This window comes from Candidatus Frackibacter sp. WG13 (assembly GCF_900114655.1).
Classification (GTDB): domain Bacteria; phylum Bacillota; class Halanaerobiia; order Halobacteroidales; family Acetohalobiaceae; genus Frackibacter.
Window position 1 is genome coordinate 17,324 of record NZ_FOTT01000002.1, and the last position, 25,006, is coordinate 42,329.

Annotated in this window: 20 protein-coding genes; 18 read left to right on the forward strand and 2 right to left on the reverse strand. The window is 33.5% G+C overall.

Annotated features, from left to right (window positions below):
* Nucleotides 1–25 precede the first annotated feature (25 nt).
* Nucleotides 26–1,888 carry a GTPase HflX gene (gene hflX / locus BM077_RS01645; RefSeq protein WP_089747975.1) on the forward strand — a complete coding sequence of 621 codons (1,863 nt, stop codon included), beginning with the start codon at nt 26–28 and terminating at the stop codon, nt 1,886–1,888.
* Nucleotides 1,889–1,891: 3 nt separating this feature from the next.
* Here hflX and BM077_RS01650 read toward each other — a convergent pair whose 3' ends face one another.
* Entirely contained in the window at nt 1,892–2,671 is a 780-nt protein-coding gene (locus tag BM077_RS01650; protein WP_089747973.1) for a CheR family methyltransferase, read from the reverse strand.
* A 251-nt stretch (nt 2,672–2,922) separates the two neighbouring features.
* Here BM077_RS01650 and BM077_RS01655 point away from each other — a divergent pair, with 251 nt between their 5' ends.
* The 4 genes from BM077_RS01655 to hcp all read left to right on the forward strand — a co-directional run bounded on the left by BM077_RS01655 (nt 2,923) and on the right by hcp (nt 7,134).
* Nucleotides 2,923–3,726, forward strand: coding sequence for an MBL fold metallo-hydrolase (locus BM077_RS01655; protein WP_089747971.1), 804 nt, complete (start codon nt 2,923–2,925; stop codon nt 3,724–3,726).
* Nucleotides 3,727–3,759: 33 nt separating this feature from the next.
* On the forward strand, nt 3,760–4,932 hold the full coding sequence (locus tag BM077_RS01660; RefSeq protein ID WP_089747969.1) for a S1C family serine protease: 1,173 nt from the start codon (nt 3,760–3,762) through the stop codon (nt 4,930–4,932).
* A 206-nt stretch (nt 4,933–5,138) separates the two neighbouring features.
* Entirely contained in the window at nt 5,139–5,618 is a 480-nt protein-coding gene (gene rlmH, locus BM077_RS01665; protein ID WP_089747966.1) for a 23S rRNA (pseudouridine(1915)-N(3))-methyltransferase RlmH, read from the forward strand.
* Between the two features lie 229 nt (nt 5,619–5,847).
* Nucleotides 5,848–7,134, forward strand: a complete 1,287-nt coding sequence (gene hcp / locus BM077_RS01670) for a hydroxylamine reductase (protein ID WP_089748038.1) — start codon at nt 5,848–5,850, stop codon at nt 7,132–7,134.
* 260 nt (nt 7,135–7,394) lie between these two features.
* Here the strand turns inward: hcp and BM077_RS01675 are convergent, their stop codons facing one another.
* Complete coding sequence (locus BM077_RS01675; protein WP_090003389.1) at nt 7,395–8,441, reverse strand: HD-GYP domain-containing protein; 1,047 nt, start codon at nt 8,439–8,441, stop codon at nt 7,395–7,397.
* A 248-nt stretch (nt 8,442–8,689) separates the two neighbouring features.
* Here BM077_RS01675 and BM077_RS01680 point away from each other — a divergent pair, with 248 nt between their 5' ends.
* The 13 genes from BM077_RS01680 to BM077_RS01740 all read left to right on the forward strand — a co-directional run bounded on the left by BM077_RS01680 (nt 8,690) and on the right by BM077_RS01740 (nt 24,839).
* Nucleotides 8,690–10,870 carry a cell division protein FtsA gene (locus BM077_RS01680; RefSeq protein WP_089747963.1) on the forward strand — a complete coding sequence of 727 codons (2,181 nt, stop codon included), beginning with the start codon at nt 8,690–8,692 and terminating at the stop codon, nt 10,868–10,870.
* A 188-nt stretch (nt 10,871–11,058) separates the two neighbouring features.
* Nucleotides 11,059–12,045, forward strand: coding sequence for an NHL repeat-containing protein (locus tag BM077_RS01685; RefSeq protein WP_176941601.1), 987 nt, complete (start codon nt 11,059–11,061; stop codon nt 12,043–12,045).
* 27 nt (nt 12,046–12,072) lie between these two features.
* Nucleotides 12,073–12,540 (forward strand): cytochrome c3 family protein, encoded by a 468-nt coding sequence (locus BM077_RS01690; protein WP_089748035.1) that lies wholly within the window; start codon nt 12,073–12,075, stop codon nt 12,538–12,540.
* A gap of 270 nt (nt 12,541–12,810) precedes the next feature.
* The gene (locus BM077_RS01695) at nt 12,811–14,559 is read left to right on the forward strand and encodes a bifunctional diguanylate cyclase/phosphohydrolase (RefSeq protein WP_089747959.1); all 1,749 of its coding nucleotides are present in this window, start codon (nt 12,811–12,813) and stop codon (nt 14,557–14,559) included.
* A 17-nt stretch (nt 14,560–14,576) separates the two neighbouring features.
* Complete coding sequence (locus BM077_RS01700) at nt 14,577–16,274, forward strand: bifunctional diguanylate cyclase/phosphohydrolase (RefSeq protein WP_089747957.1); 1,698 nt, start codon at nt 14,577–14,579, stop codon at nt 16,272–16,274.
* Nucleotides 16,275–16,380: 106 nt separating this feature from the next.
* Nucleotides 16,381–17,091 carry an ammonia-forming cytochrome c nitrite reductase subunit c552 gene (locus tag BM077_RS01705; protein ID WP_089747955.1) on the forward strand — a complete coding sequence of 237 codons (711 nt, stop codon included), beginning with the start codon at nt 16,381–16,383 and terminating at the stop codon, nt 17,089–17,091.
* 24 nt (nt 17,092–17,115) lie between these two features.
* Entirely contained in the window at nt 17,116–18,057 is a 942-nt protein-coding gene (locus tag BM077_RS01710; RefSeq protein ID WP_089747953.1) for a multiheme c-type cytochrome, read from the forward strand.
* 380 nt (nt 18,058–18,437) lie between these two features.
* Nucleotides 18,438–19,523, forward strand: a complete 1,086-nt coding sequence (locus BM077_RS01715; RefSeq protein ID WP_089747951.1) for a cytochrome c3 family protein — start codon at nt 18,438–18,440, stop codon at nt 19,521–19,523.
* A 63-nt stretch (nt 19,524–19,586) separates the two neighbouring features.
* A complete protein-coding gene (locus BM077_RS01720) occupies nt 19,587–20,618 on the forward strand; it encodes a 6-bladed beta-propeller (protein WP_089747949.1) in 1,032 nt (343 codons plus the stop codon).
* 75 nt (nt 20,619–20,693) lie between these two features.
* Nucleotides 20,694–21,299 carry a cytochrome c3 family protein gene (locus tag BM077_RS01725; protein WP_089748034.1) on the forward strand — a complete coding sequence of 202 codons (606 nt, stop codon included), beginning with the start codon at nt 20,694–20,696 and terminating at the stop codon, nt 21,297–21,299.
* 181 nt (nt 21,300–21,480) lie between these two features.
* A complete protein-coding gene (locus tag BM077_RS01730) occupies nt 21,481–23,133 on the forward strand; it encodes a hypothetical protein (RefSeq protein WP_089747947.1) in 1,653 nt (550 codons plus the stop codon).
* A gap of 50 nt (nt 23,134–23,183) precedes the next feature.
* Nucleotides 23,184–23,741: a cytochrome c3 family protein gene (locus BM077_RS01735; RefSeq protein WP_089747944.1), complete on the forward strand. Its 558-nt coding sequence runs from the start codon at nt 23,184–23,186 to the stop codon at nt 23,739–23,741.
* A 15-nt stretch (nt 23,742–23,756) separates the two neighbouring features.
* Nucleotides 23,757–24,839 carry a 6-bladed beta-propeller gene (locus tag BM077_RS01740; RefSeq protein WP_176941600.1) on the forward strand — a complete coding sequence of 361 codons (1,083 nt, stop codon included), beginning with the start codon at nt 23,757–23,759 and terminating at the stop codon, nt 24,837–24,839.
* The last annotated feature ends 167 nt before the right edge of the window (nt 24,840–25,006 follow it).

Consider the following 25,006-nt stretch of genomic DNA (forward strand, 5'->3'; position numbering starts at 1 on the left):
TAATACTTTATTTGGAAGTTTACTCATGTTACAATTAAAGGAGATAGATTACTACTTGAATAATGAGGTGGTATTGATTACTGAATTAAGAGGAAATTTATCCGGATTAAAAGAAAGAACTATTCAAGTTTTAGAAGATTTAAAGAGTAGTATATTTTCTAGTGGAGAGTTAGCTTCTTTTTCTTTTTTACAACAAATTATTAGTCAAGCTAAAGAAATTAATCGTAAAATAGCTATTTTGGTTAATAGAAGAGGAGAAGTATTACGTATAAAAGTAGGCGAATTAACAGAAGATTTTTTTCAGAATGTAGAAAGAAGAAAAAGTGATAAACGGCTAAGCGGTCTAAGGTGTATTTATCTTACTTTTAATCAAGAATTAGATAGACGAGCGGAAATCTTCTTAAAAGAATATAGATTAGATTTAGTGCTTCATATTTATTTAAATAACTTAAAAGAGAAAAATAAAGCAAAGGCCCATTATCCATCTGTAGAAGAAGGAAGTTTGATTTTAGGTAGTAAAGTGCAGGGACCTTTTACGGTTAATCAACTAATTAATATTGATTATATTGATGAGGTACAAGCTATTGAGAATCAATTAAAGGCTGAAGAGACAGTTGAGGTTTCAGAGGCAGCAGCTGAAAGAGCATTCTTGGTTGGACTTGATGGATTTAATAATAATGTTTCGCAACAGTTAGAACCTTTAAAAGAGCTAAATAATTTAGTAAAGACTGCTGGTATAAAGGTGGTTGGTAAGGAAGTTCAATATCGACAGCAGCCTGATAGTCGTTATTATATAGGATATGGTAAAGTTCAAGAATTGAAAAGTTTAAAGTATGAGTTAGACTTTAACGTGATTATTTTCAATGATGAATTAAGCCCTAGTCAACAAAGAAATTTAGAAGAAGAGCTAGATATTAAAGTTATTGATCGAACCCAGGTGATTTTAGATATCTTTGCTCAACATGCTAATACGAAAGAAGGCAAATTACAAGTTGAATTAGCACAGTTAAATTATTTACTGCCGCGATTAATAGGTAAAGGAGAGCAATTATCTAGATTAGCTGGTGGAATTGGGACTAGGGGTCCTGGAGAGAGTAAGTTAGAGATTGATAGGCGTCGCATTAGAAAACGGATTGATAATTTAGAGGCACAGATTGATCAAGTCCAGAAGACACGAGCAGTTCAGCGGTCTCGTCGTAACCTACCTATGATTTCATTAGTAGGTTATACTAATGCCGGAAAGTCTACATTATTAAATAGTTTAACAGATGTTAATACTCTAGCTAAAGATGAACTGTTTGCTACTTTAGATGCTAATACTTGTAAATTGAAACTGCCTATAGGTAGGAAAGTTTTGATCAGTGATACTGTAGGCTTTATTCGTAAGTTGCCTCACCAGTTAGTTGCTGCTTTTAGAGCTACTTTAGAAGAAATAAAAGAGTCTGATATTTTGCTGCATGTAGTTGATGTAAGTCAAGTAGATTATGAAGAAAAGATGGAAGCAGTACTAGACGTATTATCAGAGCTAAATGTATTAGATAAGCCAATGATTACTGTTTTAAATAAGATAGACTTAGTACAGAATAAAGAAAGGCTTAACTTAATTAAACAAGAAATTGATAATAGTTTAACAATATCCGCTGTTAATGAAGGAGGAATAGATAACTTAATAGCTAGAATTTCTGATTTAATCTTAGGCACAATGGTTGAAGTAGAAATTTTATTGCCTTATTCTGATGCAGGAGCTTTAGATCTTATCTTTCAGAACGGTAAAGTAGTAGAAGAGAAGTATAAAAATGATGGAATCTTCATCAGAGCCAAGATTAGCCAAGAGGTAGCTAACTTAGTTGATGAAGATTATATAATTTCTAAGGAAAGATTAATTTAATCATCATTTGCTGCGTTTATAAAACGATGCAAACTCTTTATCTAAATCATACTTAGAAGGGTTTAATAGATATTCGGTATTCCCCAAAAAGAGGTAGCCATCCTTATCTAGAGCATTACTCAATTTCTGAGTGATTTCATCTTTAATTTCTTTAGTAAAATAGATAAAGACATTACGACAGAGGATTAAGTCCCAACCACTGCCATAAGAATCTTTTAAAAGGTTATGTTGCTTAAAGTTGATTCTGCGTTTAATTTTAGGGTCTAGAATATATTTGTCGTCTTTTTTAGAGAAATATTTATTTACAATCTTACTATCTACTTTCTTTATTGAATTCTCATTGTAAATACCTTTTTTAGCTGTTCTTAATATTTCATTATCTATATCAGTGGCTTGAATTTCAAAGTTTCTAGGCTTAACATTTAGTTCATTAAGCATAATAGCTAATGTATAAGGTTCTGAACCATCTGAACAAGCTGCACTCCAAATTTTAATTTTCTTCTTTTTATTAATTAATTTAGGGAAGACTTCTTCTTGAAGATATTTGAAATTTTTAGGGTTACGAAAGAATTCAGAAGTATTAATAGTAAAGTGGCTTAGAAAAGCTTTTTTAAATTCTCGATCTGTCTTTAACATTTCTAAACAGTGGTCATAATCTTTAATATTATGTCTATCCATTAGACTATTAATTCTTCTTTTAACTCGTTTCATTTTATAACTACTGAGGTCAATATCAATATCCTTAGAAGCTTTATCTCTAAATTGATAAAAATCAAGTGTCATATATTTGCTCCTTTCTAACAAAAGTAAAATGCTGAAATATTAAATAAAAACAGTTAATAACCGTTTTTTTGTTATATTACAATAGTTCCGTTTAGACTATAAAAATCCTGCATTAAGTTATAAATTAAGATAAAAAAGATTTTAATTTATTTAAGCAGGGAATGCGAATGTAGATATATAAATAATAAGTGTCGCGTGTAATAAATGAAGATTAATCATATTGAAGTTTAATGTGAAGATATATTAAGGAGATGATTATAATTACTTTAAAGGTCTGTTCTTTAGCCAGTGGTAGTTCTGGAAATTCAATTTATATTGCATCAAATCAAAAACAGGTTTTGGTAGATGCAGGATTAAGCGGCAAGAAAATTTCTGAAAAATTATCGGAAATAAATGTAGTTGGTGATGAGATAGATGGAATATTAGTTACTCATGAGCATCAAGACCACATTAAAGGAGTTGGAATTCTTTCTCGGCGTTTTGATGTGCCTATTTATGCGACAGAAAAGACATGGACAGCAGCTGAAGAAAAGTTGGGAAAGATTAAACGTAAGAATAAATGTATAATTGATAAGGAAGGCATAGAGATAGGTGATTTGAGAATTGGTTGTTTTAGTACACCTCATGATGCTGTGGACCCAGTAGGTTTTACCTTTTATAGTAATGGGAAGAAAGCAGCAATTGCTACTGATATTGGCTATATGAGTGAAGAGATCCTTGATAACTTAACCGGAGCAGAATTAGTAGTCTTAGAGTCTAATCATGATTTGGAAATGTTGAAGGCGGGCCCATATCCTTGGCACCTGAAGAAGCGAATTATGGGAACAGAAGGTCATCTTTCTAATGATGATGCAGCTGCTACAGTAGTTGAACTAGTTAAGAATTCAGTTAAGCGTATATTATTAGCGCATCTTAGTAAAGATAATAATGTTCCTGAATTAGCACATTTAACGACCAAGAATATGGTAGTTGATGCTGGGATGAAGTTAGGTAAGGATTTTGAATTAGGTTTTGCTTATAGGGAAGAAGTAAGTCAATTATTCCAAGTAGGCTAATTAAAATGATTAGTAGAAGGGTGGAGATATAAGGTGAGCCCCTTTTTTAGTAAAAATAAGAGATATCATGATTCAGGTTGGTTTTCTTACTTTTTAGCGGCTTTAATAGGAGCAATTATTGGTGGATTATTAGTGACTTTCTTAGCACCGGGATTATTGGCTACTGAAAATAGTCAAAATTTAAGAGCTAAACCGCCAATGGAAGAGGTAAATGAGGGACCTTTTCAGGAAGAAGGAGAATCTAATGGACAGAGTTCTGTAATTAAAGTTGTAGAAGAAGTAGGGCCAGCTATAGTTAAGATTACTACTGTTAATCGTCAATTAACTTATGACTTCTTTTATGGTAGGCAAGAAAGAAGGGTAACCGGTGAAGGTTCAGGAGTTATCTTTGATAAAAAAGGATATATATTAACTAATAATCATGTAGTAGAAGGTGCAGATAAGATTAAGGTAGTCTTAACTAAAGTAAACCAGGAACAACGAGAATTTACTGGTAAAGTAGTGGGAAGGGATCCAATTACTGATTTAGCAGTAGTTAAAATTAAAGGGGAAGACTTACCGGTAGCGGAATTAGGTAGTTCGGAATCTTTAAAAGTAGGGCAACTAGTTATTGCGATTGGTAATCCATTTGGTTTTTCTAATACAGTAACTACCGGTGTAGTTAGTGCAATAGGAAGAAAATTAGAAATTCAAAAAGGAACTGAATTAACAGATATGATTCAGACCGATGCTGCTATTAATCCTGGCAATAGTGGAGGTGCCTTGTTAGATAGTCAAGGAAGAGTAATTGGAATTAATACAGCCATTATACGAGGCGCCCAAGGATTAGGATTTGCTATTCCTATTAATACTGCCCAGGAGATTGCTCAGGAATTAATTAAGAAGGGTAAAGTAGTTAGACCGTGGTTAGGAATCTATGGAGTTGACCTTGATGCTGGATTAGCTAAAGAATATGATCTGTCTAGAGATGAAGGAATCTTTATTGCTAAGGTTGTAGATGGTAGCCCAGTAGATAAAGCTGGTCTGCGTAGAGGAGATATAATTGCAGAAATTAATGGTGAAGGTATAAAATCTATGACTAATTTGCGTAATAAGTTAAAAGAATTTAAAGTTGGCCAAGAGGTAAAGGTGTCTTATTACCGCGGCAATAAATTAAAAGCTACTAAAATAAAATTAGGTTCTAGACCAGGAGTAAATAACAGATAGTTAAGAAGAGGCTAGCTAATTAGCTAGCCTTTAATTATGCACTGCCCTTCCATTTAAAGGCGCAAGGTTAGGCCAGCACTAGTTTATCGAAAACGTCGCACTGTCCTTTCATTATAAAAGCGTAAGGTCAGGCCAGCACTTGGCCATCGAGGCCGGCGTGGATTTGATTGTATTAATATTATTGTTAGAATTAGGAGGGAATGAGGGTGAAGGTAAATATAATAGCAGTTGGTAAAATAAAGAGTGATTATATTCAAAGAGGAATTAATGAGTTTAGTAAGAGGTTGAATAGATATACTGGCTTAAATATTATTGAAGTTAGTGATGAACGAATCGGTAGTAATCTTAGTCAAGCAGAGAAAGAACAGGTTAAGAAGAAAGAAGCTGAACGGATTAAAGATAAGATTAATAATTCTTCCTATACTATAGCACTAGACCCAAATGGTAAGCATATGACTTCGCCAGGTTTGGCTAAGTCTATTGGCAACCTACAAGTTCAAGGTTATAGTGAGATCGATTTTATAATCGGAGGAGCTTTGGGTTTGCACGCAGACATTAAGAAAGAGGCTAATTACATATTATCAATTTCTCATATGACATTTACGCATGAGATGAGTAGATTAATTATCCTAGAGCAGATATATCGTGGATTTAAGATTATGCGCGGGGAAGAATACCATAAATAATGTTATTTTAGAGCTATTATTACCATTGTTAAAGAAGAATCACATTCTTAATTGATATATATCACAGAGATTTACCTAGTTATTAAGCTATAATGTAAATAACAGAGTTGAGATAAAGAAAAATAAATAGTTAAGAATTATTAAAAATAATTAGGAGGTTATAAAGATGTTTAAGAAACTTTTTGGCAATGGTAATGATGAGAAGAAGCAGGAGCAGGTGGATATGAATATGTTCTGTTATCAGTGTGAGCAGACTCCATCAAAAGGATGTACTAAGATAGGAGTTTGTGGTAAGAATGAAGATATCGCAAGTTTACAGGACACAGTGATTTTTGGATTAAAAGGAGTTGCAGCTTATGCTAATCACGCTAGAGAATTAGGCTATACTGATCCAGAAGTTGATGCTATTATTCAAAAGGGACTTTATTCTACATTAACTAATGTTAACTTTAACTTACAGGAGCATGTTGAATTAGCATTAGAAGTAGGAGAAGCAACAGTTAAAGTTATGGACTTATTAGATAAAGCACATACTGAGAACTTAGGTGTTCCTAATCCAGTAGAAGTAGAACAGAATAAGATTGAAGGGAAATGTATCGTAGTTACTGGACACAACCTACATGCACTTAAAGAGTTATTAGAGCAAACTGAGGGTAAAGGAATTAATATCTATACTCATTCTGAAATGTTACCAGCGCATGGATATCCAGAATTAAACAAGTATGATCACTTGAAAGGAAATATCGGTAAGGCATGGTATGACCAACGTAAGCTATTTGAAGATTTCCCAGGAGCTATCTTAGCAACTACTAACTGTGTTATGCCGATTAAAGGTAGTTATTCAGATAGATTCTTCTCTTACGATGTAACTGGTTTAGAAGGAGTAGAAAAGATTGAGAATGATGACTTTACACCATTAATTGAAAAAGCATTAGAGCTACCAGCAGCAGACCAAGATTCTGACGAAAAACTACTAACAGGTTTCCACCACGAAACTGTATTAGGAATTGCACCAGAGATCGTGGAAGCAGTGAAAGAAGGTAAGATTAGACGATTCTTTGTAATTGCTGGTTGTGATGCACCGACTAAAGGTAGAGACTACTATCGAGAGTTAGCTACTTCTTTACCAGAGGACTGTGTATTATTAACAACTTCTTGTGGTAAATTCAGATTTAATGATATAGATTATGGAACTGTGCCAGGTACAGATATTCCACGCTATATTGACTTAGGACAGTGTAATAACTCCGGTTCTGCAGTAAAGATTGCAGTAGCGTTAGCAGAAGCATTCGATTGTGGAGTTAATGACTTACCACTAAGTATCGTATTATCTTGGTTCGAACAGAAAGCAGTAGCTATCTTATTAGGATTATTCAGTCTAGGAGTAAAAGATATTTATGTAGGACCTAGCGCACCAAACTTCTTAACTGGCAATGTAGTTGGAGTTTTACAAGAGAACTTTAATTTACAATTGACAGGTGACCCACAAGAAGATCTTAAAGATATGCTAGGCTAATTAAGTTAATAGATACCCCTCTATTAATAAACCATCCCCTTATTAACCAAAACTCCTCTGCTATTATAGCAGGGGAGTTTTGTGTTCTTATATTAGGAAACTATACTTAATTTCAAATTGCGGATAACTTTCTAGTCAATATTCCTCTGTAGCGACTCTTAAAACAGCCTGGAGCCATGGATGGCGGGAAGGCTGTTTTTGAGAGTGAATGGAGCAGGACGCGGAATGAGCGGCAAGCGGAAGAGGTATATTGACTTTGTTTACAATACTTCAGTAATAAAGGTTGTCTTTTCTTCTCCCAAATCGATAATCTTAGGATTCTCTAATCTTCTATTAACACTATTATAATAGACTCGAACAATTGGGCGCGGCCCTTTATTTTTACGAACATTAACAACAACACCTACTTCTTTATTTGACAATCGAACTAAAGAACCTAAAGGATAGACAGCTATATTATTAGTAAAGGCTTTAACTACATTTGAATCGAAGATAACGTCTCCAGTTCCATAAAAGTACTCAATAGCCTCATGAGGTGGGTAACTGTTATGACGAGTTAAAGTGTCATAAGTTTCACAAAGTGAGATGATGCGAGCTCCTAATGGTATTTCTTCTCCTTGCAACCCTTTTGGGAAACCACTACCGTTCCATTTTTCATGATGAAGACGGATTAATCTACATATTTTTCTTGAAACTCCAGCTTCTTTAGCTAAATAATAGCCATATGTAGGGTGCTCCTTCCACAGAGCATTATCGGGTTCTTCCGGTGCTTCTGGTTTAATTAAGAAAGGCATTTCCCCTAAACCTAGGTCATGTAACAGCGCTGCGGTGCCTATTCTAAATAGGTCTTTATCACTTAAGTTCATTGCTCCGGCCACTAATAACGAAAGCGCACAAGTAATGACAGAGTGTTTAAAGAAGAACTCATTATCTAATATCTTCATGCGAATAGAGAACTTTATTACTTCTTCACTTCTTAAGATCTTATCAGTAATTGCTCGTGCCTTTTTAGATACTTCAACCATTTGGTCAGAAGTATTTGCTTCTGGGTCATCAGGAGCTAGTCGTCTTATCTCTCTTTTAATTAAGTAGTTTAGTTCCTTAATAGTGGTTGTTTCAGGCTCTGTAAGCAATGTATATTGGCTAGCAATAGCGACTTCTTCTACCCCTAATTTTCTTATAGCGTTTATTCTTTTACTAGTCAATTTAACTCCTGACCTTAGAAGAACCCTGTCGTTTTTCTTTGCAATGACTGGTTCTACTAGGATCATGCCCGGTGTTAGATTTTCAGTTTTAATCTTTTCCATAGCCTTTCCTCCTCAACTCTTGATGGTACCTTGAGTATAAAATAGCGTTATGTAGATATATTTTGATAAAAATGTATTATTTCCCTGCATAAGATCAAAAAAATAGTAAAAATGTTATTTATCATATCCTAGTTAAGAATAATAAACAGAAGCAATGCTTTTTATTCAATTTTTCATTATTTAAAGGAAAATTAAGTTTTGAATTGAATATTTGTAATAAGTGGTTAATTTTATAAGGAGGAAGGACAGTGACTCAAAATCAAGATATAATCTTTGCTCTAGATATTGGAACAAGAACGGTAGTTGGTGTCGTTTTTGAAAAAAAAGAAGATAAATTAGTAATCTTAGATTCTGAGATAGTAGAGCATAAGAGCCGGTCAATGTTAGATGGACAGATTCATAATGTGGCTGAGGTAACTACACAGGTAAGAAAAATGAGAGAAAGCTTAGAAGAAAAATTAGATATTGAATTAGAAAAAGTAGCAATTGCAGCAGCAGGAAGAGCTTTGAAGACAGTAAAGGGTCAGTATGAGATTAAGTTTGAAAATAATAGAGAAATAACTGATGATGATGTGAAGACTTTAGAATTTACTGCTGTTCAAAAGGCTCAAGAAAAATTAGTTGCTAATACTCAAGAAGAAGTTCATGGCTATCATTTTGTAGGTTATAGTGTTATCAATAATAAATTAAACGGGATGAAGATTAAAGACTTAACTGGACAACGAGGTTCCAAGATAGAGATAGAATTAGTAGCTACTTTTTTACCGCGAGTTGTAGTCGACTCATTATTAATGGTGATTAGGCAAGCGGGATTAGAAGTAGAACACTTAACTTTAGAGCCGATTGCTGCTTCTAGCCTCTTAATTCCCCAACAGATGCATAATTTTAATTTAGCTTTAGTTGATATTGGAGCTGGTACTTCAGATATTGCAGTTACTAGAGAAGGAGCAATAATTGGTTATGCGATGGTGCCGGTTGCTGGGGATGAAATAACAGAAGCTATCTGCGATACATATATGCTAGATTATCATACTGCAGAAAAAATTAAGAGGAAGTTAGTAGAAGAAGAGAGTGTTGAGGTTAAAGATATTCTAGATCAGAGAGTAGAGATATCATCACAAAAGATTTTGCATAAGATTGAAGGTAAGATAGAAGAATTAGCAGAATTGATTGCAGAAGAGATTCTAAATTTAAATGAAGAAGACCCACAAGCAGTTATCTGTTTTGGAGGTGGTAGCTTAACACCATTATTAAGAGATGAATTGGCTAAAGCATTGGGGATGCCGGTTAATCGAATTGGAATTAAGAGTACTCAAGATACAGACCAGATTGAAGGTAGAATAGATGGACTATCTATTACTCAAGGTATAACGCCTTTAGGGATTGGGATGAGCAATTATAATAACTCAAATAGAGCTAACTTCTTAGATATCAAGGTCAATGGTGACTTGATTCATCTCTTTACTTTGTCTGAACCCAAAGTTTCAGATGCTCTATTAGCAGCTGAGATAGACCTTGAAAAGTTAGAACCGACACTAGGATTAGCGTTAACAATAGAGGTTAATGATAGAGTAAAAGTTATTCCTGGTCAAGCAGGGAGTTCAGGTAAGATTATGCTTAATGATGAGGAAGTGGAGTTAGATGATTATATAAAGAATGGGGATGAGATTGAAGTCCAATTTGGTGAAGAGAGTAGACCTGGAGTAGGAGTTATTGCTGATGTAGTGCCTAAATTAGAAAGCAAAGATATAATTGCTAATGGAGAAAAGGTGAGTTTAGAACCGAAGTATTATTTAGATGGAGAACTAGTAGATTTAGACGAGTCTCTTTATGACCGAGCACAGATTACTTATCAAGAGGTTAAAACAGTTATGGATGCTATTGAACAAGTTTGGAATATTCCTCAGCAAGAATTAAAGAGTGAGATAATTAATTATAAAGTTAATGGTAGGTCGAAGAGTATAAGTTTAAATAATTACAAAATTAAATTAAATGGAGAAGAGACTAATCTTAGCTCGGAGGTTGAGTCAGGGGATGAACTATATTTTGAATTCAAACCACAGTTTGAAGTAAAACCTATAACTGTGAAAGATATTTTAGAAGAAGTTGAAATTAAGACTGGAATGGATATTCTGATGAATGGTAGAGAATTGAAGGTGCCGATAGATGACTTTAAATTACTTAAAAATGGAGTAGAGGCCGATTTAGATGCGAAAGTAGTCTCTGGAGATGAAATTATTTATCAAATAGGAGAAGTAACGATTGAAGAAGTTTTGAATCATATTAATTATACGTTATCTGAAAGAAATAAAGAAAAGATAGTATTAAAAAAGAACAAGGTAGAGTCTAGTGTGAAGGAGTTAGTAGAAGATGGAGATAGAATTGATATCTATTTAAGAAACAAATCTACAGATATGCAGGAAAATTAATACATAAGTAGAATGTATAGTAATATAATATTAGTGGTGTTACGGGGAAATGGCTATTTTAGACAAAATATACTTAGGTTTTAAAAGGGATTAAAGGAGAAGTATAGAAATATAAAAATATAGAATTACAGCAAAGTTAAGGATATGTTTGTATATTCTTATAACTACAGAAAGGGGTTATGAAATTTATGGAAGAGTTGAAAAGAAGCAGCTTACTTAAGGGAGGCATTCTGGGAATTAGCCTTCTTATGATTATATTATTCTCTTCGTCTATAGTTTTAGCTGATGATGAGGCTCCGGTCAAACACTTATTTAACCTTAAAAAGACTGAAGATGGAACATTAAATTATCCAGCAGATGTTAAAGTTGCTCCTAATGGTGAAATTTTTGTTCTTGATACTGGGAATAATCAAATAGTAGTTTATGACCAAGAAGGTAACTATTTGCGTCAGTTTGGTGATGGTGGAGATGATGAAGGTGAAGTAGAATATCCTCTCTCCTTTGCTATTAATAAGAAGAATCAGATCTACATTGCTGATACTGAGAACCATCGGGTTGAGGTTTTAGATAAGAATGGCAACTATCTCTTTGAATTTGGCATAGAAGGAGAAGAAGGAGATAAAGAAGGACAGTTTAATCGACCTATTGGGATAACGATTGGTAATGATGGTTTAGTATATGTGTCAGACCTTAAAAATCATAGAATCCAGGTCTTTAATCAAAAAGGTGAGTTCATTACGATTATCGGTGAATTTGGTCGTAGAGATGGACAGTTTAAGTATCCGGTGGGCTTAATAACTGCCCCGGAGTCTAATGATTTATATGTAGTCGATACTTTAAACTTCAGGATTCAAATCTTTGAGGAGGACGGAAAAAAAGAATGGGAGTTTGATGATACATTCGGTCGAGTAGGAAATCGAGAAGGAAGCTTTGCCCGACCAAAAGATATAGCTATTGATGAAGAAGAACGTATCTATGTTACTGATAGTTTTCTAGGGTTAGTACAGGTGCTTGATGATGATGGAGAGTTCTTATTCAAGATTGGTGGCGAAACTAAGAAGCCTTTATTTAAACAGGCGTTAGGAATTTATATTGATGACAAGACTAATCGCTTGTATGTAGCTGATCGAGGAAATAATCAGATTCAAGTCTATAAAATTACAGATTTAAAATAATTTCTTAGAAAGGAGGGGAATAAGATTATGAAGAAGTGGATAGTAATTCTTACATTGAGTATGCTTTTGGCAATAATATTAGGGGGACAAGTTTTAGCTGCTCAGCCTAAGTCTATAGGTCATCCATTAAATGGTTGTTCAAGTTGCCACGTGCCTCACGGTGCTGGTGGAGATCGTTTATGGCCTTTTGCTCCTGAGCTACAGACACAGAAAGGAACTGAGTTATCATCGATTACTGCTCTGTGTTACAGTTGTCATGATGGTACTATTACTAATAAGGGTAAACATTTCTTTGAAAAAGATGGAAGTACACACCCGATTGGAATAAAACCATCTGAGAACGTTACTATTCCTGAAGGTTTTTCTCTTGGTGCAGACGGGAAAGTAACTTGTGCAACCTGCCATAATCCGCATAGCTCTAGTACAGAAAGTTATTTGCGGGTATCTAACAAGAATGGTAAATTATGTTTATCATGTCACCAGAATAAAGGTTAGACAGAAATGGTATAGAAAAAATAGTGATTAAAAGGGATTAGTAAGGCGATATATTTTATTTTGATAAGTATAATTATTTTGAGGAATAAGTGACTATTTTAACAAAGTAGTCACTCATTCCTCTTCTTTATTTTCACAAGACTAATTTTTGTTATTAAAGATACTTATATGGAGTTAAATGAATCTTATAGATAGATTAGCAAATAATTGCAGGAAATATCGAAAAAATGACGAATTTTATAAGTAAGTGGAAGAAAGGAGGGAGGAAAAATGAATAATAGCAATTTAGCTTTGCATATTGATAATGATTTACAGATTCCAATTGATATTTCTGATTATGGGCGCAAATGGTGCTTCATAATACTTACTTTAGGTCTGTTCTTAATTTTAAATGGAACTCAAACTACTGACATTTATTTCTGGTCATTACTTATAGTACTAGTAGCTATTCATTTTTTAGCTTATCATTTTATGCAGAGTTCAGCAGAAAATTTATTTTATCATAGTTTGTGGTATTTTTCATTTGTAGTAGATTTAGCTATTGTAGGACTCTTAATTACATATTCAGGTGGTTTAGAGAGTCTGTTTGTAATTGCTTATGGGATTTTGATGGTAAGTGTTGGGGTTGTTCGTCCTAGAATGAAAGAAGTAGTGTTGAGTAGTATCTTTTCTCATTTAGGTTATGTAGCTACACTTTTCTTATATTATGGTAGTTTTAATTTTTATACAACAGATACTTTTTGGACCCAATGCTTATTGATTGCTGGGATATTCATTAATACTGTTTTGATTACTCGTGTTATTCAACAGCAGCAACACAAATTAATTGAAGCAAAAGAAGAGGTTGAGGAATTGGCATATGATTTGAAAGAAGCTAATGATGAATTAGAAAGACTTTCGTATACTGATGAAGTAACACAGGTCTATAATCATCGTTATTTTTATGAAAGATTAGAAAAAGAAGTCAATCGTTCTGAGCGTTATAATTACCCTCTTTCTTTGTTGATGCTAGATGTAGATAATTTTAAAACTTATAATGATACTTTTGGGCACCCTGCTGGTGATAAAGTGTTAAGGCAGATTGGTGAAATTTTAAATAATAATGTTCGTAAACATGATGTAGTAGCAAGATATGGTGGAGATGAATTTTCTATTATCTTAATTGATACAGGCCAAGAAAAAGCTTTAAGTATTGCTGAGCGAATTAGAGAATCAATTGCACACTACAAATTTGAAGAGGAACATCAATTGAAGAGAAATCTAACAGTTTCAATTGGAGTTGCGATTTATCCCGAAAATGCTGATTCACTTAATGAACTTGTAGATAAGGCAGATCGGGCTCTATATGAGGTTAAGAGTCAAGGTAGAAATGATGTTAAGGCCTACTATTCGTTGCTTCAAGATTTAAAAGCAGAGATAGGAAGCAAAGAATCACAAGCTATGGAAGAGATAGAGTCTTTAATTTCTATTATAAATAATCGCGATTCGTATACTTATGCTCATGCAGAACGGGTAGGAAAGTTGGCAGCTACTTTAGGAGAGACACTTGGGCTATCAGATCAAGAGATTAAGTCTTTAAAGTATGCAGCATTCTTACATGACTTAGGGAAGATTGAAGTTGATGCTGAAATATTAAATAAGTCTGGCGATTTGAATGAAGAAGAGCAAGAAGCGATTCGAGAGATTCCGGTTCATAGTAAGCAGATAATTGAACAAGTAGATTTAAGAGAAGTAATCTCAACGGTACTATATCATCGCGAGAACTATGATGGGTCAGGTTATCCATATGGACTATCTCAGAATCAAATCCCGCTGTTAGCTAGAATCTTATCATTAGTAGATAGTTTTGATGCTATGCTTTCAGCTCGTCCTTATCGAGATCCATTAACTTTGGAGGAAGCCCGAGAAGAATTGATGCAAGCTAGTGGAAAACAGTTTGATCCGGAATTAGTCGATTCGTTTTTAAATTTAGTCTTTAAGGAAGGAGACTTATCTGACTATCGAAATAAGGTAGAGTGAATAAGGAGGTGATAGCATTGTTGCGATATTGCAAACAAAGATTACAAGAGATAATTAATCATCAATTTAATATAAGTTATTTACAGTTCAAATCGCTCTTTTTAGTGCTTAATCTTATGCTTTTTGTAGCTTTATTAGGGGAAGAGCTGCAGGCGGGAATTGTAAAAGGGTTATTGATAATATTAGGGTTAAATATTATAGTTGGGATTTATTACTACTTTAGTCAAGAAGAAGAGAATCAAGTGGCACAGGTGTTAGCAGCAATTTTGGATTTATCTTTTATTTCACTTTTAGTCTATCATTCTGGAGGGTTAGAAAGTCCGTTTTTGTTAGCATATATTATATTATTAGCACGGATAGGGATTAAGCGTCAAGAACTTTGGCAAGTAATTTTAATTGGATTAACAGGGCATTTGATTTATGTTATAACCTTATATTTGCATTATAATAGATTAGAATTTTATTTTACGATGAAGTTTTGGATTGAGTGTCTATTATTTGCCGGAGTACTTTTTGGATTAGTTATAGTAGTTAGAATGATAGATAGTCAGCGAAAAAGCTTAGAAAAGAGAAGTCAAAAATTACAGGAACGTTCTATTACCGATGTAGTAACAGGGTTATATAATTTTAGATATTTTCATCGTCGATTAGAAGAAGAGCTTAATTATGCTCAAGCAGGAAGTTATTCTTTAACTCTAATTATGATTGATCTAGATAATTTTAAAGAGTATAATCGTCATGTAGGTGCTGAACAAGGCGACCAAGCTCTATACCAGGTAGGACAAATATTGAAGCAAGTCACTAGAGATAATGATGTTGTGACTAGATTGAATAGTGATGAATTTGCTGTTATTATGATAGATGCTAGTAAAGAGCTAGCTAAGGAAACTTCAATTAAGATTAAGGATGCAATTCGCGAATATTCATTTGTTGGTGAGGAGGAGTTAGCTCAAGGGGTCTTAACTGCTTCATTGGGGTTAGCTACTTATTCAGATTATATAGAAACCCCACAAGAGTTAATTAATAATGCCGATGAAGCTTTATATAAAGTTAAGTTATCTCATAAGAATGGAATCCAAGTCTATAATTCTATGTTTGCTGAGTTGAAGAGAGAGTTAGAGGGGACTGATAGTAGTTTACTTAATACTTTGCGTACTTTATTAACGGTTGTTAATGCTCGCGATCGCTATACATACGGCCACTCTGAACGGGTAATGAAGTATGCTATGGCTATCGGTGAAGAGTTAGGGATAAGTACGGAGCTATTACGAATATTAAAGTATGCAGCTTTCTTACATGATGTCGGTAAAATAGAAGTTAGTCGTGATATATTGAATAAAAAGGGCAAGCTTAATAAGAGTGAATGGGATTTGATTAAGCAGCATACTATCTTTGGTGTCAATATAGTTGAACCTTTAGATGATTTAGACGAGATTGTGCCAGCAATTATGCATCACCATGAACGATATGATGGAACCGGTTATCCTTATGGACTAGAGGGAAAAGATATTCCTTTATTAGCTCGTATTTTAACGGTTGCAGATAGTTTTGATGCGATGACTAGCAATCGACCTTATCGTTCAGCTATGGGACAAGAAGAGGCAGTCAATGAACTAAAAGCTAATAAAGGAGGGCAGTTTGATCCTAAAATAGTAGACGCGTTTACTCAAGTAGTAGGTCAGGTCTTTAAAAAGAGTGAATTTCATGCTTCGTAATTAAAAGATTCATTTAGATAAATATATAAAGGGAAAAGTGGAAATTTATTGAATATATATAATATGATAGTTACAGAAATTTATTAATTTAAAGAGGGTGATTAACTTGAAGAAGTTTAAGTTACTATTATTAATGGGACTAGTAGTCGTAGTTGGTTTGGGTCTATTTTCACAATCTGTTATGGCTGGGGTTAATGGTTCTAAACGGTGTATGAATTGTCATCGAGAAGAGACAGTAAGTTGGAAAGAATCAGCACATGCGAATAAACAGATTAAGTGTTTATCATGTCATAAGCGGAATATGTCTTTGCGGAAGTCAAAGGAGAAGCTTTGTGTTCAATGCCATACTGCAGGAGATATTAAACCAGGGGAATCAATTGGAATGCCACAAAAAGAGATGAATGCTGGTGTTGGTGGTTTTGGAGTCGAAAAAGCAATGCCGGAGGGTATGTATTCAGTGGGAGTAACCTGTATCGATTGTCATATGCCTGATGGTAAGAGGCATACCTTCAAAATTGTAATGCCTAAGCAAGCTAAGGAAGGTAAGACTGATGCTTGTATCTCATGTCATACAATCTTCCAACCAGAAATTATGCAGAACGCAGTAGATGATTGGCAGAATAATACTATCAATTTGCTTGCGAAAGTTAAAAAGCTTTTAAAGAAGAAAGAAGAATTTAAAGACCATGAGCTATATAAAAAAGCAGAAATCAATTATCGCTTCGTTAAGAAAGATGGTAGTAAAGGGGCCCATAATCCTGATTATGCGCAGAAGTTATTAAGAATCTCTGTTAGGATGTTAGAAAGTCTTAGATGATGAGACTATAGAGGAGGGAAGGAAATGTATAGATATCGGTTGGGGAAGGGACTTTTATTAATTACATTAGTTTTGGGTCTAGTCTTTATAAATACAGGAGTAACCAAAGGAATAGATAAAGCTAAAATTGGTGATGTGAGCAAATGTCTTGAATGTCATGAGGAGGAAGCTGCTGAGTGGGAGAAAGGGCCTCATGCTAAGTCATTAGACCTCTTAAAAGGAATAGACAAGGTAAAGAAGGAGTGTTTATCCTGTCACTCTACTGATTATCAGTTAAGTAATAAGAAGAATGAATTAACAGTTAGTAAAGTTAAGTATGGAGTTAATTGCTTAAGCTGTCATAATGATGATCCAGAGATAGGAAAGTCAAGAGATAAGCATCTTGCTGACTATAAAAAATTGCGTCGTTCTGAAAAAGAGACTTGTGGAGAATGTCATAGTGCCCAACTAGCTAATGGAGTAGCTAAGCCAGGGCAAGAAGTTAATCATGCGCAACAGAATTTGTATTATGGTTTTGGTGGAATTAATGTAGAGGATCGCCCAGCTGAGATGGTTAGAGCGGGAGTAACATGTAGTAGCTGTCATATGCTCCCAAAAGAGAAAGGGGCAAAGAGAGCCCATACATTTAGATCGATACTTCCGGGAGAAGGAGAACCGAATTCCTGTATTAATAGTGGGTGTCATGCTAACTTCGGTAGCACTATGTTTGCAGGCATGTTAGAAATGAGAGTAATGGAAGTTGAGGATATGTTAGCAACTGTTAAAGAAAAATTAAAAGCCAAAAGAGATTATAAGAATACAGAAGCATACAAGGTAGCTAAAACTAATTACCTGATGGTTAAAGAAGATAAAAGTCAAGGACTACATAATCTCTATTATACTCGTAGTCTCTTATGGGAAGCAGAAGATCAACTAGATAGTATTAAGGTAAAAGAAGCTAAAAAAGAGGCAAGTCAGCAAGAATAAAAGTTCAATATAATGGGATAAAATGTAGAAAGAAGAAAGTCATAAAAAATTCACAAATTATGAAGGAGATCGGTTGGGTAGTGTAGAATATACTATATGAGACTAAATTAGTTATTAAATGAAGAAAATAACTTATAATTTGTGAGGGATAATACAAAATGTGAAACAAGTAAGAATTATTAAGGTGAAAAAAAGATTAAATATTATAATATTTAATATATATTTACGGAAGCGATGATTTATGGTCTGCAAATGGTCACTTAGACTGTAGGGAGCGAGTAGTGAACCCACCCAACTTTCTTACTTGTTTTTGTTATTCTTAAATGAGATTAGATGTTGGGTATTTTATTTTATAGTTTGCACTTTGGAGGGGAAATAAGATGGCCTTTAAAAGAAAGAAGCTGTTTTTAGCAATGATAACATTGTTAATATTATCACTAACATTGTCTATAACTGTACTATCTAAAGAAGCAACTGATAATAAAGGTGTCAAGAATGCTGATGAGAAAGTTAAAAAGGAGTCTAAGAAGATTGTAGGTTCGACTAAGTGTAAGCTATGTCATATTGGGAGGTACTTTTCATGGACAAAGACCACTCACTATCGTGGCTTTAGAAGTTCTAATCTGCCTTCGGACTTTAGTGAATGTGAAAGCTGTCATGGCGGTGGCTCTAAGCATGTTGATGCGTTAGGTAATGAGGATATTTTGGTTCCTAATACTTTTAAGGAAGCTAATCAATCTTGTGGAAAAGAGTGTCACTTTAATGTGCAGAAGTTAAGAAAAGGAATTCAGATCCCGATCGTTAATCCACAGGTTTGGAAGAATAGTAATCACGGACAGGCAAAGCTAAGTTGTGTTAAGTGTCATAGTCCACATAAGAATAAAGAGGATATTAATTTACAGGATAATGATTTCTGTCTTAATTGTCATAATGATGAAGGGCCAGGGACAGTTCTTTCTAAGATTGAAGAACATGAATCAGGAGAAGACTGTTTAACCTGCCACAATCCACATGGTGAATCGCTAAAGACTAATGAATTTACTAGAGAGTATATCCATTATCCAGTTGCTAAGAATAGATGTTTCGATTGTCATAGTACTCATATGGCATCTGGGGGACAATTAACTAAAAATCGTAATAACAAGCTCTGTTATGACTGCCATAATACTAAGAAGTATGTCTATCCAGACACTATCCATGCAGAAGCGGAAGGGATAGAAGGTGAGGGATTATGTATTAATTGCCATGAGCCACATAGTTCTAATTATAAGCCACTATTGAAACGAGAAGCAACGAAGATGTGTCGCTCATGTCATTATAATAAACGGCCACATCACTTTTTGGCTATAGCACAGACGAAAGGTAAGGTAGGGTGTATTGACTGTCATAATCCACATGGTGAAGCTAATAAGGCATTCTTAAAGATGAAGCCTGATAATATCTGTGCGAACTGTCATGATAAGTAAAGAATTAATATAAATTTTAAGATGGCTATAGATAGATAAATTATAAAGATGAGGGGTTGAATTATGATAAAAGCTATTTTAAATAGAAAAATATTGACCTATGGACTTATATTTAGTTTGGTATTAGTTAGTTTTATGATAGTGTTTAATTTAAAAGTGTTAGCGGAAGAAACTGACCAAAATTTAGATGAGTATCCGACAAAACATATAGAGAACATTGTCGGCGAGCGTGATGATAGAGGCTTTTTGATGAAATTGCTTTTTGGTCCTAAAACTACAGTTAGGCTGGATAAGCCATTTGGAGTTAGTGTAGATGATAAAACAGGAAAGATATATGTTGCTGATACAAATAATGCTTTTGTAATGGAATTTGAGTCTAATGGTTCATATTCAAATAGAATTGGAGAACATGAGTTGCAAAGTCCTATAGGTGTAGACGTTAGTGACGATAGAATTTTTGTTGCAGATGCTAAAGCAGGAAAAGTTTATATCTTTAATAAAGAAGGTAAATTTATCAAAGACTTTGGAGGTTATACTACAGAAAAGGTCACTTTTAAGAGACCAACAGGATTAGCAGTTGACAATAAGAGGCAACGTCTTTATGTGGCTGACACTGGTGCTCATAATATAAAGGTTTATGATTTAGATGGAAATTATATTGAAACAATAGGTAAAAGGGGAACAGAGGAAGGTGAATTTAATTTTCCTGTTAATATAGAAGTTGATAAGCAAGGTAAATTATATGTGGTTGATACAATTAATTATCGGATTCAGATCTTTGATGCTCAAGGGCAATTTATTCGTGAGTTTGGTGAAACAGGAATTACTTTAGGGGACTTACCTCGACCAAAGGGAGTTGCTGTTGATAAACAAGGAAGAATCTATGTAACTGATGCTTATTTACATTTAGTACAGGTGTTTAGTCCTAAAGGAACTCCTTTGTTCTTCTTTGGGAGGCCAGGGAAGAGTGATGGTAGGTTTGTATTACCAGCTGCCATAGATATTGGTGAGAATGGCAAGATTTATGTTGTTGATTCAGGGAATCACCGAGTTCAAGTATTAAAATTGAAGGAAGATAGAGGTAGTAATGAATAGAAATCAAATTGTTACTCAGGATTAACCTGAGTATTATAAACAAATAAAAATTTTATTAAGAAGGGGGTGAAAATAATGAGAAAAACAAGTGTTATTGTTGTAAGTATATTGGTGGTAGCTTTATTTACAATGCCAGCGTTTGCAGATATTCAAAATTCCGAGCATGATTTTACTGCTTCTTCTACTGCTACTCGGGAAAACACTGGTGGTTATACTGATTTAAAGGATAATACAACTACTACATGTAGTCCATGTCACGTGCCACATAATGCTAGTAAGAACACACTTTTATTCCAGACAAGTTATAACGACGCAGAAACTTTAACTGCATATAATACTGGGGATACATTTAGTGCAGAGACAAAGATGTGTATGAGCTGTCATGATGGTACTATTGCTATTAATACGAGCACTAAGGATTACATGACTGCTGATGGAACTAGTGGAGGAACCAAATTAGTTGAAAACTTAGGTACTAGTTTAACAAATGATCACCCAGTTGGCTCAAGTGTTACTTTACCTAGTTCTGCTAATACTAACTTTAACTCACCAAGTCTAGTGGATGCTCAACTAGGAGGTCAAGTTACTTGTGGTTCTTGTCATGACCCACATAATACAACAAATGGTTCATTCTTAGAAACAGCTAAGGACGGTTTGTGTTTAGATTGTCATAACAAGTAAATATATTAGATATAAGGGCTTTATTAAAGCCCTTATATCTAATACAACCTTAATTATATTATAAATTATTTTTTGAAAGAATGGTATGATAAATATCAGGATATTAGTTTGAATTATAGAAAGATTATGACTTGGAGTTATAGAGTTCATTAAATGAACTAAAAAGGGAGTAAACTTAATTATGATTATAAAGAGAAAACATGCAATTATATTAATATTAATATTAATTACTATGATTAATTTTATTAATTATGTACATGCTAATGGTTTAATTAACCCTAGTGGCAGATTGAAGTGGGTAAGTGAATATAATAAGAATAATAACGCAGAAGGAACTTTAGAGTTATATGGGGATTATGAATTTTCTTTTACAGGTTCCTTAGTAACAGCTGGGTTAGGCTCATATAATTTAGATTTTAATTATCGTGATTATTTAAAATCTCTTGCACTTCAACCGACTGTTACTACATATAATCTTAGTACAAATTTATTTCCACAAAGCCCTTTTTCGGTAGTACTTGGAGTAGGGAAGAGTGATACAGAATATAAAACTGATTCAATGCCTTCTCCAATCGATACCACTTCTAAACATTCAGCATTTTCTTTTTTTACTCCATTGCCTTATGGAATGCGTTTTAGTTATAGTCTAAATAACAGTCAGCAGTACGATTATCAGAGGGAAGAGATAAATAAAGAAGATCAGTATCACAGTTTTAGATTAAGTAAAAATATAGTCTTTGATAAGATTGTTAAAGTTGATTTAAGAACTAATTATAGAAAAAGCACAGAACAAAATCATATAAAGAATACTAAAAGTAATACTGATACTATGGAATTTCATATTAACAACTCTTTATTAAATACTCCTCTTTCATTGACAGATGTGGATATTAATTATAGAGTGGATGATGAAGAAGATAAAGAAGATAGATATTATGAACTAAAAACTATTTGGAAGCCATTAGATTATTTAACAACTAGAATTACGCATTCTCAGGATTTAAGTCAAGAGAAAGTCAATGGGAAGTTAAATACGATTAGTTTAATAGAGTCTACCGATATTAATTTTTCGGTACAACCATATACCATTTTGAGTTATGATGGAGGTCTGTCATATATAAATAATGAAGATAAAAAAGAAGTTGTAGAGACCTTAAGCGGGAATTTTGGAGTTCAGTTTTCTTATTGGGATAATGCACCAATTAATTTTAATCTTAGTCATAGTATAGAGAAAAATGAAACAAGTGGAAATTTAAAAGAAGAAGATACTTCAGTTAGTCTTAATTCTAATATTAAGGTGGGCAACCTTAACGTCAATCCTAGCTATAATTATACTAATATCAATACTAGTGGAGAAGGACAAGATAGTTCTAACCAACAGCTTGATTTAGGACTTAACTATGCACGTAATTTAACTAATAAACTATATTTAACAGGTAGTACTACTTTTCGTTCTGATTTAAATAGTTTCAAATACGATCCTAATTATGATATTAGACTTCGTTACTTGCCATGGAGTAGTTTAAAATTAATAGTTGGAACGAATGGTTATCAAAAAGAAGCGACAGACAGAGATGAGGAAGCAATAAATTATAAGCGCTATCATAGTACTATTAGTTATTCTATCAATAGAATGAATTTAGATTTCACTTCAAGTTATAAAGATGATTTAGAAAATAATGAGATAAAAAAAGAGTTAAATTTGAATGGGACTTATTATTTCCGTGCAGTTGAGTTAAACTTGAATACAGTTTGGGATGAAACTATTAATAAACAAACCAATTCTTCTCAAGAAAATTTTGAAGTAACTACTGCTATTATTCGTCGGTTTTAATAGTATATTCATAGAAATTTAATTAGTTAAAAAAAAGGGGGGGGAGGAAAATGAGGAATTATTTTAAGGATTTTGGACCATTAATATTAATATTAATATTAATAATTTATGCTCCAGCTTTGAATGCATTAAGCTTGAAGGGGACTCCCCATGACCTTTCTGGTAATGGACAGATGAATCGAATGTGTGGGTCATGTCATGTGCCTAGCTCTGGTAATTCAAAAAATAAATTGTTATCTCAAAATGCAAATCAAACAGGAACTCAGAGTCAGCAGATGTTAGGTTTATCTTCAACAATTTTTTGCGCTCAATGTCATGATGGAACTATATCCCTTCGGAATATAGGCGGTGACCAAGGCTCTTTTGGAAATAATGTCAATACAATTGGGAAAAAGGGGCAAGATATTAATACTGGTGGACATCCAGTGAATATTGGTTATCCACATAGTAAGACAGGTTTTAAATCTAGTCCCATTGAAAGATTAAAGCTATATGGACCTAATAATAACCAAGTTAAATGTATTACTTGCCATGACCCACATGAAGTTGGTGGGGCTAATTCTTTGAGGATAAAAAATAATATTTGTGTAGGGTGTCATGATAAATAATAGGAGGGGGAAATGTTGTACAAAAAATTAAACTATTTTAGTGAGAAGAATAAAATTAGCTCGTGCTTCATATTAATGATTATCGTAGCAATTGTTATTATTATTAACTCTACAGTATACTCTGCTGAAAACAAGCAGAATTTTCAACAATATTGGCCTTCAAAAGAATATGCTAAAATTAAATTTGTAACGAGCATCTCTAATGCTCAACAGTTAACCCCTAAACAAAAAGAAGGATTATGGGCAAAATTTATTGGTTTTATTTTTGGAGAAGAGGATAAGCAAGTTAAATTTCAGCGTCCTTTTGGTTTAAGTAGTTTTAATGAACAGTTGTATGTAGCAGACCCTGCTGCTCAAGCAGTATATAAGATAGATTTTACTAAAGATAGAATGGAAAAATTCTTGTATGAAAGTAAAGATTCATTTTTTGCAGGAGGAAAGAAGTATTTCAAAACGCCTATTGATGTAGTAGCTAATGATAAAAAAGTATTTGTTTCTGATTCTACTCAACAGGAAGTTTTGGTCTTTTCACAAGATGGTGAATTAATTAAGAGATTAGGAGCGCAAAAGTTAAAGCGCCCAACAGGATTAGGAATTAGTAGAAGGGGAAACAGGTTATATGTAGCAGACACAGTGATGAATAAAGTCTATGTTTATAATACTAATAATTATAAACTAATCAAGAGTTTTGGGCAACGTGGTGGAAAGCCGGGAGAACTTAATTTTCCTATTGATATTTTTGTTAAAGGTAAAAGAGTTTATATTAGTGATTCAATGAATTTTAGAGTGCAGATTTTTAATTTAGATGGTGACTTTATTTCTGAATTTGGTCATTTAGGAAATGGGACAGGCGACTTTGCTCGCCCTAAGGGGTTAGCGGTCGATAGTGATGGTCATATTTATGTGGTTGATGCCTTATTTGGAGCAGTGCAAATTTTTAATCCAAAAGGACAATTATTATTAGTCTTAGGTCAAGAAGGAAATGATTTGGGGCAATTTTGGTTACCGACAGGGATTTATATTGATGGCAAAGATAAGATTTATGTAGCTGATTCATATAATCATCGAGTGCAGACCTTTAAGTATTTAGGTGAATAATCATGTACCTTTTTGTTATTTATAGCAAGTATTATATGTAGGAAGAAGGAAATTATTGATTAATGTAGAATTATGTAAAAACAAGGTTATTAAAGGGTAATATTTTCTTCAATTATTTTGATATAAAGAGATTATTATTGAATTAATAATGATTGCGACTTAAGATT